This window comes from Acinetobacter portensis (genome assembly GCF_023158935.1).
Lineage (GTDB): Bacteria > Pseudomonadota > Gammaproteobacteria > Pseudomonadales > Moraxellaceae > Acinetobacter > Acinetobacter faecalis.
Window position 1 is genome coordinate 2,016,805 of record NZ_CP096120.1, and the last position, 14,406, is coordinate 2,031,210.

11 protein-coding genes and 1 riboswitch are annotated in these 14,406 nt (G+C 36.2%); of the genes, 8 read left to right on the plus strand and 3 right to left on the minus strand.

Features of this window, described 5'->3' with window-relative positions; all coding sequences use genetic code 11:
• The first annotated feature begins 139 nt into the window (after positions 1-139).
• Positions 140-344, plus strand: a riboswitch (cobalamin riboswitch).
• Positions 345-382: 38 nt separating this feature from the next.
• The 6 genes from MZO21_RS10125 to MZO21_RS10150 all read left to right on the plus strand — a co-directional run bounded on the left by MZO21_RS10125 (position 383) and on the right by MZO21_RS10150 (position 7,554).
• Positions 383-2,239, plus strand: coding sequence for a TonB-dependent receptor plug domain-containing protein (locus MZO21_RS10125; RefSeq protein ID WP_248101497.1), 1,857 nt, complete (start codon positions 383-385; stop codon positions 2,237-2,239).
• A gap of 96 nt (positions 2,240-2,335) precedes the next feature.
• Positions 2,336-2,914: a cob(I)yrinic acid a,c-diamide adenosyltransferase gene (locus MZO21_RS10130; RefSeq protein WP_248101494.1), complete on the plus strand. Its 579-nt coding sequence runs from the start codon at positions 2,336-2,338 to the stop codon at positions 2,912-2,914.
• Between the two features lie 137 nt (positions 2,915-3,051).
• Complete coding sequence (locus MZO21_RS10135; protein WP_248101491.1) at positions 3,052-3,777, plus strand: glycerophosphodiester phosphodiesterase; 726 nt, start codon at positions 3,052-3,054, stop codon at positions 3,775-3,777.
• Positions 3,778-4,037: 260 nt separating this feature from the next.
• On the plus strand, positions 4,038-5,204 hold the full coding sequence (locus MZO21_RS10140; protein ID WP_248101488.1) for an acyl-CoA desaturase: 1,167 nt from the start codon (positions 4,038-4,040) through the stop codon (positions 5,202-5,204).
• 211 nt (positions 5,205-5,415) lie between these two features.
• Entirely contained in the window at positions 5,416-6,861 is a 1,446-nt protein-coding gene (locus tag MZO21_RS10145) for a protein adenylyltransferase SelO (protein WP_248101485.1), read from the plus strand.
• A 138-nt stretch (positions 6,862-6,999) separates the two neighbouring features.
• Positions 7,000-7,554 (plus strand): L,D-transpeptidase family protein, encoded by a 555-nt coding sequence (locus tag MZO21_RS10150; RefSeq protein ID WP_248101483.1) that lies wholly within the window; start codon positions 7,000-7,002, stop codon positions 7,552-7,554.
• Positions 7,555-7,604: 50 nt separating this feature from the next.
• Here MZO21_RS10150 and MZO21_RS10155 read toward each other — a convergent pair whose 3' ends face one another.
• The 3 genes from MZO21_RS10155 to baeS form a co-directional block, all read right to left on the minus strand.
• The gene (locus tag MZO21_RS10155) at positions 7,605-8,960 is read right to left on the minus strand and encodes an amino acid permease (protein WP_248101480.1); all 1,356 of its coding nucleotides are present in this window, start codon (positions 8,958-8,960) and stop codon (positions 7,605-7,607) included.
• A gap of 187 nt (positions 8,961-9,147) precedes the next feature.
• Complete coding sequence (locus tag MZO21_RS10160) at positions 9,148-9,834, minus strand: response regulator (protein ID WP_248101477.1); 687 nt, start codon at positions 9,832-9,834, stop codon at positions 9,148-9,150.
• 13 nt (positions 9,835-9,847) lie between these two features.
• Positions 9,848-11,506 carry a sensor histidine kinase efflux regulator BaeS gene (baeS, locus tag MZO21_RS10165; RefSeq protein WP_248101474.1) on the minus strand — a complete coding sequence of 553 codons (1,659 nt, stop codon included), beginning with the start codon at positions 11,504-11,506 and terminating at the stop codon, positions 9,848-9,850.
• Between the two features lie 135 nt (positions 11,507-11,641).
• Here baeS and MZO21_RS10170 point away from each other — a divergent pair, with 135 nt between their 5' ends.
• A complete protein-coding gene (locus MZO21_RS10170; protein ID WP_248101471.1) occupies positions 11,642-12,265 on the plus strand; it encodes a hypothetical protein in 624 nt (207 codons plus the stop codon).
• Between the two features lie 312 nt (positions 12,266-12,577).
• Positions 12,578-14,380 (plus strand): acyl-CoA dehydrogenase C-terminal domain-containing protein, encoded by a 1,803-nt coding sequence (locus MZO21_RS10175; RefSeq protein ID WP_248101467.1) that lies wholly within the window; start codon positions 12,578-12,580, stop codon positions 14,378-14,380.
• The last annotated feature ends 26 nt before the right edge of the window (positions 14,381-14,406 follow it).

Sequence of the window (14,406 nt, forward strand, 5' to 3'; positions counted from 1 at the left end):
GTTGCTCTTGCCGTGCCTTGTTTATAGCCCATCTATAAATATTAAAGGCGAATCATTGTAATGCAATTTTTCAAGCTTGCGTAAAGTTCATACGCAATATTATTGACGAAGATTGTGTATTTCACATGCTAACTTTATACTTCGCGCGAATGCAATAAGTCTTAGCCATGGCTATAGGGAAGTTGGTGCGAATCCAACACTGCCCCCGCAACGGTAAAATGAAAAGCTTATCTTTATAAATTGAACAATTTACACCACTGCAGTTTTTTGTGGGAAGGTGGATAAGTAGATCGAAATTTCGATCACATTTAAGTCCGGATACCTGCTTATTGTTCCCTTAAACTCAATCATTCACGGGGGGTGAATGTATGGAGCTAAAAGCATGTCTTTTTATTTTCAACCTACTGCCCTTGTAGGTGCTATCGCAATTGCGATGGGTTTTTCAACGTCTGTATCAGCAACGACTGAAGCTCAAACTTCTGCAAAATCTTCTTTAAGCACGATTGTGGTTACAGCTTCTCGTGGTGAACAAAACATTGAAAATGTGCCTGCGCGTATTTCAATTATTGAACCTAAAATTTTAGATCAATCATCAATTACATCATTCCCTCACATTTTGAAAAATGATGCTTCAATTAATATGGTGCAATCTGGTGGATTCGGGCAGCAAGCTTCTATTTTTTTACGTGGAACTGAATCTGACCATACGTTAGTAATGCGTGATGGTGTTCGTTTAAATACAGCAACATCAAGTGCAGCATCTTTGCCTTTTATAGACACTACAGATATTGAACAAATCGAGGTACTTAAAGGTCCTGCATCGGTTCTTTACGGAACTGATGCAATTGGTGGTGTTGTCCATATTATTTCTAAAACACCTCAAAAATCAGGTGCATTTGTTACAGGTGAGATTGGTGAAAATAAAACATACAAATCATCAATTGGTGCTGACTTTGCAGAAAATGGTGTTTACGCTCAAATTCGAGGTCAACGCTTAGAATCTGACGGAACACCGATCTTAAATAATCAAAAGCGTAATTATTCTTATGATCAAAAAGGATATAGTGCAAAGCTTGGTGTTGAGAAAGACAATTATTCTGCATCTATCGATTACAGTACAAATGAAGGACTAAACGAATTTAATAAATATGGTGCGCTTGAAGTTACAGATTTCAAAAATGAAATTGTAAACCTAAAAGGTAGTGTAAAACTTGTAGACCAATTTGAACTTAATGCTCGCTTATCTCAATTTAAAGACGAAGCAGATTATTTAGTTTCTCCTTCTTATATTCACAGTATTTCTCAAGAAGCAGAAGTTTTTGGTAAATGGAGTTTTACTAATTCACAGAATATTTTATTAGGTACAACACAACGCAAATTAGAAGCAAAAACCTCTGCGCTGAATGAAGAAATTGATTCTGCTGGCTATTATATTCAACACCAATTAAATACCGACAAGCTACATACCCAAGTTGGTTTACGTGTGGAAGATAACGAGAAATTTGGGACACATACAGTTGCTCAAGGTGCTGTACGTTATGATTTTTCTCCAATCACAAGTGTATATACCAATATCGGGACAGCATTCAAAGCACCAACTTTAAATGACCTATATGCAAATTGGGGTGGAAACCCTGATTTAAAACCTGAAGAAAGCATTTCTTATGAAATTGGTATTGACCAAAAACTACCATTCAATATTTTAGTTGGAGCTTCTACCTTCTATACAGAAATTGATAATTTGATTACATCAAAATGCATTTCAAATTGCCCTTCTTGGTCATCTTCTGACTGGAAAAACATAAACATAGACCAAGCATCAATTTTAGGTGCAGAACTTTATGCAAAATGGAAGCTAGAAGATTACTTCATCAGTACGAATTATCAGTATGCAAAATCTAAAGATGAACAAACAAACGACGATTTATTGCGTCGTCCACGTCATTCCTTAACTGTATCCGCTGGTATTCAAAATGATGTATATGGTTTAAGTACATCAATTATTGCAAAATCAAAAGCTAAAGACTTTGCAGATGATGAAAATGATCCTTTAACAAATTTACCTGGTTACGCAACAGTTGATTTCAATGCTTATTGGAATGTTAATCCAAACATCAAACTATTTACTAATATCGAAAATATGGGTGATGTGAAGTTTAAAACAGCCTATAACGGTTCAAATACCTACTACATCAACGGTGGTCGCCAAGCTTCTGTAGGCGTAACTTTCAAATACTAATTTCATCAATCTATAGCTAAATACTTTTTGAGGATAATGTCACAGCTGTGGCATTATCCTTTTTAAATTGAGATATCTGAATATTAAGGAAATAACATGGGACACCGTTTAAGTAAAATTTACACCCGCACAGGTGACTCAGGAACAACTGGACTAGGCGATGGTTCACGCGTTTCTAAAGATGACCTAAGAATTGAAGCATTAGGCGATGTAGACGAACTCAACTCAAGTATTGGTGTATTACGCTCACAAATTGCTGTAAGTACAATTGAAGACAAAGCAACTTGGGATAAATCTTTAAGCCTAATTCAACACTGGCTTTTCGACTTAGGTGGCGAAGTTTGCATTCCAAACTTTAACTTGGTTCAACCCGTTGCCATTGAATACTTAGAAAACGAAATTGACCGCTTAAATGAAGATCTTCCAATGTTAAAAGACTTTATTTTACCGTCAGGTTCATTGGCATGCAGTTATGCACACCAAGCTCGTGCTGTTTGCCGTCGTGCGGAACGCAGACTAATGTCTGTTCACTCTCGTGATCAAAACATTCAAGCACCCTCTTTGCAATTATTAAACCGCTTATCAGATTGGTTATTTGTCGCTTCTCGTGCGTTACAACGTGCAGAAGGTGGCTCAGAAATCCTTTGGCAAAAAAATATTAATGAAACAATCTAAGAATAAATCAATAAATAACAAGTAATTCATCCGATAGCACTTGCATAAATGTGCTATCGGATCAAAATATGTAAGATCATATGTCTGTAACTTTTCTACATCAAAATGAATCAAAACTATAAATTGATGAGTCATCTATGCGCATAATTGGTCATCGTGGTGCTCGCGGGGAAGCCCCTGAAAACACCTTAGGTGGTTTTCAATATATTCAAGACTTAGGCATTCGTGCCGTAGAATTTGATGTGCGACAACTTAAAGATAATGCTCTCGTGATTATGCATGATGATGATTTTGTACGTACCGCAGGACAAAGCAAATACATTTACGATTGCAACCAAGATGATCTAGTTCATTACAATCAAGCGGTTGCTTGGCGTGACTGGAAAAATATCGAAAAAACACCTTCACTGAATGAAACCATGAAAATTATTTACAACTTCGATCATATTGAAGTTGAAATAAAAGCTGTTAATTCTGAATATGATGCAAATAAGTTAGTAGAAACACTTCAACAGCAATTAAATGGTTATGAACATTCTGCTGTTATTACAAGTTTTGATACCAAAATTCATCAAGCACTCAATCATCAACAATCATCTTTTAAGCACGGTTTACTTATTGAAGATGACATTAAACATCGTGCAATTGATCAGGCTTTAGAACTTGGATGTTGCCAAATTGGTTGGATGAATCAACTAGCCACAAATGAAATGATTACTGCAACACAAGAAGCCAATTTAGCAATTAGCGTTTGGACGGTAAATGATGTTAAACGCGCACAAGAATTACGTCACTTAGGTATTAATGGATTAATTACGGATTACCCCAAAGAAATGCTGAAAGCACTTAGCTCAAAAACATAAGCAATTGACTTATAGCCTTTATTTCCAAGTATTTTCATTGGTTTTTAAAGATCGTTAATCTATTTAAAAACTTTTTTAAACTTCGATAAAACCAATCATTCCACTGGTTGTTTTTATATCAATTTAACACAATACAACTGTACAATAATGATAGTGCATCTTTTTGAAACCATGCTAAGATGCAAAGAATTACAGCTTATTTTTATAAAAAGCTAAGGCTAGTTTTATAACCTGCAAAGGTTCTAGGAGTACTGTTGGAGATGAATGCTCCCCTACCAAAAGCCCCAATCAACTGGATTGCAGTTTTTGCATTGGTGTTTTTACCTATTGTTGCGATAATCGCGATCCCACTTTACGCATTTCAGCACGATTTCAGCGTAAGCGCTTGGGTTAGTATGTTTGTTTTGCTAGGTGTCAGTAGTCTTGGTATTACTGCAGGCTATCACCGTCTTTGGGCACATCGTGCTTATGAAGCGACTTTGCCTTTAAAAATTATTTTAATGCTGATGGGAACTTTTGCTGTTCAAAATAGTATTTTATTTTGGGCATCAGGTCACCGTACGCATCACCGTCATGTAGATGATATCGATCAAGATCCATACTCTATTAATAACGGCTTTTGGTATGCACATATGGGTTGGATGCTTCGCAACTATCCTGCTGCAGAACCAAATTATAAAAATGCACCAGACTTATTAAAAGACAAAGTGGTGATGTTCCAAGACAAATACTACATTCCTTTAGTAATTGCCGTTCATGCTGCTATTTTGCTACCAATTGGTTGGGCTGTTGGCGATATGTGGGGTGTATTGTTACTTGGTGGATTAATGCGTTTAATCCTCAGCCATCACGTAACGTTCTTTATTAACTCTTTATGTCATATGTGGGGCAAACGTCCTTATACAGACGAAAATACTGCGCGTGATAACTTCTGGTTAGCCATTGCAACTTGGGGCGAAGGCTATCATAACTACCATCATATCTTCCAATACGATTACCGTAATGGCGTGAAATGGTGGCAATATGACCCGACAAAATGGTTAATTTGGTCTTGCTCTAAACTTGGTTTAGCAAAAAATTTACGTCGTATTCCTAGCTTCAATATTAAAAAAGCAGAATTGGCGATGAAATTTAAATATGCTGAACAAGACTTAGCTGTGTATGGACATAACGTTACTGAAGATATTTCGACAGTTAAAAGTCGTATTGCTCAAGAATATGATGCTTTCTCTCAAACCCTAAACGATTGGGCAAAATTGAAAGAACTTGAAATTCAAACTAAAAAAGCATCTGTAACTGAAAAAATCCACCAAATGGATGACAAATTAAAAGTTGAATTCCAATTGGTAGAACAGCGTCTTTCTCATCATCGTGCAGCGCTTAATTTGCTTGTACGTAACCTGAAAAAGAACCCTGCTTCAAACTAAATTTAATGCAATAAAAAAGCCCCTCTCTTGGGGCTTTTTTATTGCTTATGAAAAATATAATTACTTTAAATTCCTATGATGTCTCTTAAAATGAAACTGAAAATAAATTTCTTAATCTCTAAATAAATCGCAATTTAACATTAAAAGCTTTTTATAAAATATTTACTAAGTTTGTTATATTGATCTTAGAAACTTTAAAGATATTTGTCTTATGCAATTTAACTCGCGCTACCCTTCTCTAAGCCCTAAACTTTATCATCAGCAACAACCTTCGCCCTTAGAAGGTGCTAAGGCAGGACATTTTAATGAAAGCCTAGCCAATGAATTAAATTGGTCGGAAGATGATAAAAACAATTGGGTAGAGATTTGCAGCGGGCAAAAAACTTTTCAAGAGTTTAAACCACTTGCAATGGTGTATGCAGGTCATCAATTTGGACAATGGGCGGGACAACTTGGCGATGGTCGAGGTTTACTGATTGCACAAATTCTAGATAAAAATAATCAAACAATAGACTTACATTTAAAAGGTGCAGGTTCTACGCCATATTCAAGAATGGGGGATGGTCGTGCTGTTTTACGTTCTGTTATTCGTGAATATTTAGCGGGACATGCACTTAATTCTTTAGGTGTTCCATCTAGTAACTCGGTTGGTTTTACATCTTCAACTCAAGGTGTGCAACGTGAGAAATTAGAACTTGGTGCAATGATGCTTCGCACTTCAGATTGTCATATTCGTCTTGGACATTTCGAATGGATCAATCAGTATCAAGCAGATTTACTTCCTGAATTTACGCAAAAATGTATTGAATGGCACTACCCAGAATGCCTTGAAGCAGATCAACCCATTTTAGCTTTTGCAACAAAAGTCATTCAGCGCACTGCAATTATGATTTCACATTGGCAACTTGTGGGCTTTGCACATGGCGTTATGAATACAGATAATCTTAATATTACAGGTTCAACTTTAGATTTTGGTCCTTATGGTTTTATGGAGCGTTTTCGCCCCAATTGGATTAACAATCATAGCGATTACAAAGCGCGTTATACCTATCAACAACAACCAAGTATTGGACACTGGAATTTATGGCAATGGCTGAATAATTTAGTTCCACTTTGCCCTCAAGAGTTTGATAAAGAGCAATGGAAAGATGCACTTGCACAATGTTTGGAGCATTTCGAACCAACTTTTTTAGAGCACTACAAACACGGTTTAAGTCAAAAAATGGGTTTACCAAGTTTCCATAAAGATAGTTTTGATTGTGCTATGGCGTTCCTACGAATTTTGCAAAGTGAGCAACTCGATTACACACAAAGTTTTATTCGCTTACAAAACAAAGAATATGAAGTTTTAAAAGATGATTGTTTAGATCGTTTCCAATTTGAAAACTTTTTAGCGCAATATCAAGCAATTCGAAATGGGCAGGATTTGACTGAACTAGATGCAGAAATGCAAAAGATCAATCCACATTATATTTTACGTAATCACATGGCTCAAAAAGCAATTGAACTTGCAGAACGCAATGATTTTTCAGAACTTGAACGCTTGTTTAAATTACTTAGTCAGCCATTCACAAAACAAATAGATTTAGAAAAATCTGAAGATTTAGCACCCCTTCCAAGCGATGTACCTGAAGTGATAGTGAGTTGCTCTTCTTAATTCATATTTACTGACAAAACTCTTGTGGATAATTTAGTCGTTATCCACAAGAATGCATAGCTGAGTAAGTGAAAAGTTATTTTATAAATGATCAAAAATCGTATTTTTATTATTGTTTCTATTTTTCTTTGATGTCTTATGGCTGCATTTTTCATTTATCAAAAATACGGTAAATACTTACCAACTTCATCAAATGAAATTTCATTTCCTCATGCATTAGCACAAGAAGAAATTCAAAAGATTCGTAAAGAATCTCCAATTTCAAGCATTCAGGTTTATAAAAGCCAAAGATTCCTTCTATTAAAACATAACAATGAAACGATTCGAAAATATCCAATACGTTTAGGTTTCACTCCAATTGGACATAAAGTTCAAGAAGGTGATGGAAAAACACCCGAAGGTCACTACATCATAGATTGGCGTAATCCTAAAAGTGCTTTTTATAAGTCTTTACATATTTCATATCCAAATCAGAAAGATAAAACCGTCGCACAAAAATTAGGCGTTTATCCTGGTGGAGATATTATGATTTATGGCTCAGCAACTAAAAAACAGGTTAAAGTCTTACCTAATCTTATGCACTATTTCCCAAAGAGTGACTGGACTTGGGGATGTATAGCTGTTCGAAATGTCGATATGGATGAAATTTGGTTACTTGTAGATAATGGAACAGTCATTGAAATTTACCCTTAAAATTGAATTCTCTCTATTAGTTTTAAAGGACTCTTATGAGTCCTTTTTTATTAGCTTTGTTTTTGTTTAAAAAACTCAAATATGCAAAATAATATCAATATCCATACAGGTAACATCAATACCGACAGCATAAAGCCTTGCACCCACATGATGTATAAAATCATCAACATAAAGGCTAAAACAAAGTAGTTTGTAAATGGTGCAAACAATGCAGGAAATTTAGTTTTAACTCCCTCTTTTTTCATGGTTTGTCTGAATTTTAAATGGATTAAGCTAATCATCATCCAGTTCAAAACTGCTGCCGCAACTACTATATAAATTAAATAACTAAGTGCTTTTTCAGGCACAAAATAGTTTAGTAACACACAACTAAAAATTAACAAGGCTGAAAATAAAACCGCAGGAACAGGAATACCTTGTCTATTTACTCTGCTAAATAATTTTAGTGCATTGCCCTGTTCTGCCAAACCTAAAAGCATACGACTATTAGCATACATACCACTGTTACAAACTGAAAGTGATGCAGTTAAAATAATAAAATTCAATAAATGTGCCGCCCAGTGAATCCCCATTTCATTAAAAATAATCACAAATGGGCTTTTATCCAAACCACCTAGTTCAAGCTGATTCCATGGCACTAATGACAATAAAATCGCCAATGAACAAATGTAGAATAAGAAAACGCGAATAACTGTTTGATTAACAGCTTTTGGAATGTTTTTGTCAGGATTTTCCGTTTCAGCCGCAGCCATACTAATCAGCTCAATTCCACCAAATGCAAACATCATAAAAGCAAGCATATAAAACAAACCATCAAAACCATGTGGAAAAAATCCCCCATGAATCCATAAGTTTTGAATTGATGCTGAAGAAGATGCATCTGCACTAAACAGCAAATACACACCAAATAAAATCATAGCGACAATCGCTAATACTTTAATAATAGAAAGCCAAAATTCAGACTCACCATAAATCTTCACATTAGCTAAGTTCATAATGGTGACAAGTGAAAAAAAGAATAGAACCGTAAGCCATGTTGGAATTTCAGGCCACCAATAATTCACATACTTACCAATAGCCGTGAGTTCAGTCATTGCCACTAGAATATATAAAACCCAGTAATTCCAACCTGTTAAAAAGCCTGAAAACCGCCCCCAGTATTTAAAGGCAAAATAGCTAAATGAACCTGTCACAGGTTCATGCACAATCATTTCACCCAATTGACGCATAATTAGAAATGCAATTAAACCGCCAATAAAATAACCCAAAATAATTGATGGACCAGCGGATTCAATAATATGTGCCGAACCTAAAAAAAGTCCCGTACCAATTGCACCACCCATAGCGATGAGTTGAATATGACGATTCTTTAATCGTCTTTTTAGTGTAGGCGTGTTATTACTCAAAACACACTCTCATTGTGAATTAAAACTTAATTATAAATATTTAAAGCACCAATACCTAGCCTTAACAATTTCTTCTTTTATATTTCGAAATTCTACTCAGCAAAAAGTACTATAAGCTTTTTATTTTAAATATTAAAAAAGCGAATAAGTTTCCACTTATTCGCTTTAAAGAACGATCTAAAAACTATTAATCTTCAGGATATTCAAAACGGTAACCCACGCCATAAACAGCTTGAATCCATTCGTGTCTATTACCTGTTTCAGCAGCATCTGAAATTTTACGGCGCAAGTTTTTAATGTGGCTATCAATCACACGGTCAGCAACATCAAAACTGTCAGGATTAATATGATCAAGCAATTGTGCACGTGAATATACATGACCTACATGCTCTAAAAATAGCTCAAGTAAACGGAATTCTGTAGGCGTTAAGCTCAAAGACTTTTGTTGATACCAAATACGCTGTTGTGCTTTATCTATGCGGAATAAATCGTTGCTTTCAGGCTCAGCTTTACGCTCCAAACGACGTAAAACAGCTTGCACACGCGCAACCAATTCTTTAGGACTAAATGGCTTACATACGTAGTCATCTGCACCCATGTTTAAACCAAGCACACGATCAATTTCTTCTGTACGTGCAGTTACCATAATAATTGGAATATCAGATTGTTCACGTACTTTACGGCAAATGGTTAAACCATCCATACGTGGCACCATCAAATCTAAAATCATTAAGCTTGGCTTACGTTGCATAAAGCTATCATACGCTTCCTGACCATCGTGAAACATGCTGACCTCAAGGCCTGCAGCTTCTAAATAATCACGTACTAACTGTGCAAGTTCAACTTCATCTTCCACCAACATGATATGTTTCATGCATGCTTTCCTTTTATTGTTTCATTTGTTTCGGGAAGGTTAATTTGCAACGCAAACCACCTAATGGTGAATGATCAAAGCTTAATTCACCACCCATCGCTTGAGTAATTTTAGCCGATAAAGCTAATCCTAAACCTGTTCCACCTGTCGCACGAGTTCTAGAATCGTCCACACGGTAAAATCTTTGACCTAAATTAGCCAATTGTTCATCACTTAAACCTAATGGGCTGTCATCTACATACACAGTCCATTGCATTGCAGACTGTTCAGTATGTACATGAACTTTTCCACCAGCTTCTGTATAGCGAATACTATTGCCCAATAAGTTCACCATAATTTGCTTAAAGCGATCTACATCTAATTGTAAATCTGCACCATCACCTGTTGCAGTAATGGTTAAATTTGCTTGCTCAAACTTAGGCTTAAAGTTTTCAATTTCTTGTTCAATAACAGCCCAAGGATTTACAGTTGCCATATAACATTTAAGTTGCATTGCCTCTGCTTGAGCTAAATCTGCTAAATCTTGTGTGAGTTTTTTCAAACTACTCACCTGATTCAACATTGAATTAAAATGTTCAGGCGTTGGCTTTCGAATGCCATCTTGCATTGCTTCAATTTGTGCCTGAAGCACAGCTAAAGGCGTTTTCAATTCATGAGATGTATCAGCAACCCATTGACGGCGTGATGTTTCATGTTGATCTAACATAACGGCTAACTGATTCAACTTATTCGATAAATCACCCAATTCATCATTACGGTTTATTGTAACTTGATGCTGATAATTACCTTTGGTTAATTCACGCGTACCATTTAAAAGTCGTTGAATTGGTTTTCTAAAGTAGGTTGCAAGCAATAAAGATGCAATTAAACTCACGAAAATTGTCAGTCCATACACCAATAATAAATAACGTTTTTGATTACTAAAGAAATTAATACTTGATGCATCATCTTGATCTAAAACAGGTTTTAAACCTAAATACCCCACAACTTTAGAATTGACTAAAATTGGACGAAAAGACATTTGATCATCCGATTGTTCACCCACAATAAATTGTTGTTCAGCATCATATAAAGACAATCGTGAACTTAAACCTAAACGGTCAGGCATCGAAATAAATTGCTTTTTATTGGTCGTATTCTCTGATTGCTGTGAGTCAGTAGCCTTATTATTTTGGGCAATTCTTGCTAAATTTTGGTTAGAACTTAACGGAAATCTTAAGCCTTCAAAAGGCTGAAATTCTGAAGGTAAATTCAGCTTCAGAATACTTAACTCTTCTTCACTTAATGCAGGCGTATTTTGAACAATTTTAGCCATATTTGAGGAGTTAATAATGGTGTGTTCTTCAAAATAACGTTGTTGTAATGCAATATCGTACTGACGTCTAAGCCACCAATGTGACAATTTATCGTAATCATCTGGCGCAGCTTCACCTTCTATTTGAAGCATTTGCGCTTGGATTGCATTCCCCCAATCTTGATATTCGCCATATACATCTGCCAAGTTATGAATCAAATGATCTAACTTTTGCATTTCAACATCTGCCACATATTTGGCAAAGTTCTTCTGCATAGTCCAGTGTAAAACCCCTAAACTTACAGTCGTAATAACTACTGTGGTTAAAAGCACAGTTAGAAATAAACGTAAGGCTATGGGGAATCGACGAATCTTCAAGAGCAAATCTCTATTTTTTCTTCTATATTTCACATTGTAACCAACACTGACTCAAAAAACTCTCCATTGTTTCTTCATCATTATTATTTAATCTTTAACAATCGAATTTACTTCTTCTTTAAGGCGATTAAAACAATGAATAACATGACAAAAATGGCTTTAGTTGGTGCAAGTATTTTAAGTATGGGGGCATTAACAGCATGTCAATCTACAACAAATACGCAAGATAAAAACCATCCACGCATGATGAAAGAACATCATGGCAAGTATGACCGCAAGATGTCACCAGAGCAGCGTGAAGCATTTCAAAAATCACGTGCAGAACATCGTGAAATAATGCAACAAATTCATAAAGCTTGTGATAATAAATCGGCTGGAAGTACTGTTCAAATTAAAGCAGGTGAAAAGTCTATTGATGGTACATGCGTAATGACCTTCAAACCTGAACATAAGAAATTAGATAAGCAATTAGATAAAAAAATGCGCCAAGAACATCGTCCTATGCATGGCAATATTGCTCAAGGTGAATTTAAACGTGGTGAAGCATTAACAGATGCACAGCGTGTAGAGTTAGTGAAAAAGTTCGATCAACGTTTAGCTGAAAAACAAGCACGCCAACAAGCAATTGCAAAAGCTTGCCAAGGTCAAAAAGACGGCAAAGCTGTTCAAATTAAAGCTGGTTCACAAACGGTAGATGGCAAATGCGAAGTACGTTTTCAACCGACTAAACCAACTCAACAAGTAAATCCTACAAAATAATAAATTTGTTTTTTTACTAACATATTGATATTAAAGGCGCATTATTGCGCCTTTTTTATTCACTATCACTTTTGAGCACAATTGACTTTCAATGTCATAAAAATGCATATAAAAATCTATAGACTCTAAATACTTACAGAAATTTAAAATATTTTTTTTGACTTAACAGTCACTATGATTATTCAAAGAAATACTTGTACCTTAATCTAAGATGTAGCAGGATTAAGCTATTCAAATACGTGTCAATGAAGACTCGTTTAAAATGTTATCTGGATTATAACGCTGGTTTGAACCAGTATTGAGGAAACCGATATGCCACAATACAAAGCGCCCCTACGTGACATGCAATTCGTTTTGCATGAGTTATTAAACGCTGAACAACATTATGCAACTCTTCCTGCATTCCAAGAAAGCGTTAGCCGCGAATTGGTTGATCAATACTTAGAAGCCGCTGCAGATTTCTGTGAAAATGAACTTTCTCCTTTAAACCAAGTGGGCGACCGTGAAGGTTGTACTTGGAATGATGGCGTTGTTACAACACCTACAGGCTTTAAAGAAGCGTATCAAAAATATGTAGAACTTGGCTTCCCGTCACTTGCAGCAGAAGAACAATACGGCGGTCAAGCATTACCAAATTCTTTAGGTATCATCATTTCTGAAATGGTAGGTACATCTAACTGGGCATGGGGTATGTACCCTGGTCTTTCTCATGGTGCTGTTCGTACTTTAGAACACCATGGCTCTACAGAACAAAAAGATGCTTACCTTCCTAAACTTGTTTCAGGTGAATGGACAGGCACAATGTGCTTAACAGAATCTCATGCAGGTTCTGACTTAGGTATTATTCGTACTAAAGCTGAACCACAAGCCGATGGCAGCTATGCAATTACTGGTGAGAAAATCTTTATTTCTGCTGGTGAACACGACATGGCAGATAACATTGTTCATATCGTGCTTGCTCGTTTACCAGGTGCTCCAAAAGGTACTAAAGGTATTTCGTTATTTATCGTACCTAAGTTCAACCTAAATGCAGATGGTTCTGTAGGTGAACGCAATTCTGTACGTTGTGGTTCTATCGAACACAAAATGGGTATTCATGGTAATGCAACTTGTGTCATTAACTTCGATAATGCAAAAGGTTTCTTAATTGGACCTGAAAACCGTGGTCTAAACTGCATGTTCACATTCATGAACACTGCACGTATTGGTACTGCTGTGCAAGGTTTATCTGCATCTGAATCTGCGTTCCAAGGTGCATTAACTTATGCGAAAGATCGCTTAGCAATGCGTTCACTTTCTGGTCCTAAAGCACCTGAAAAAGAAGCAGATCCAATTATTGTTCACCCTGCAGTTCGTAACATGCTTTTAACTCAAAAAGCATTTGCTGAAGGCTCACGTGCACTTGTTTACAACTTAGCATTGTATGCAGACACAGCTGAAAAAGGTGCAACTGAAGAAGAACGTAAAGCAGCAGACAATCTATTGTCATTACTCACTCCAATTGCAAAAGCATTCTTAACTGAAATTGGTTCAGAATCTGCTAAACATGGCGTTCAAGTATTTGGTGGTCACGGCTTTATTTCTGAACACGGCATGGAACAAATTGTTCGTGATACACGTATTGCCTGCTTATACGAAGGCACAACAGAAATTCAAGCACTAGATTTGCTAGGTCGTAAAGTATTGGGTACTCAAGGTGCAATGTTGAAAGACTTCACTAAGATTATTCATAAACTTGTTGAAGCAAACAAAGACAATGCTGCAATGAAAGAATTTGTTGAACCGCTTGCTGCTCTGAATAAAGAGTGGGGTGAATTAACAATGCAAATTGGTGCGAAAGCAATGCAAAACCCAGATGAAGTTGGTGCTGCTGCAGTAGACTACCTATACTTCTCTGGCTATGTAACACTTGCATACCTATGGGCTCGCATGGCTCTTGTTGCTCAAGAACAACTTGCTACTGGCACAACTGAAGTGGACTTCTACAATGCAAAAGTAACAACTGCTCGCTTCTACTTCAAGAAAATACTTCCACGTGTACGTTCACATGTAGATGTTATTTCTGGTGGTTTAGAACCGCTAATGACTTTAGACGCTGAACACTTTGCATTCTAAGATCATGCAAAAATAATGCAGTTCCG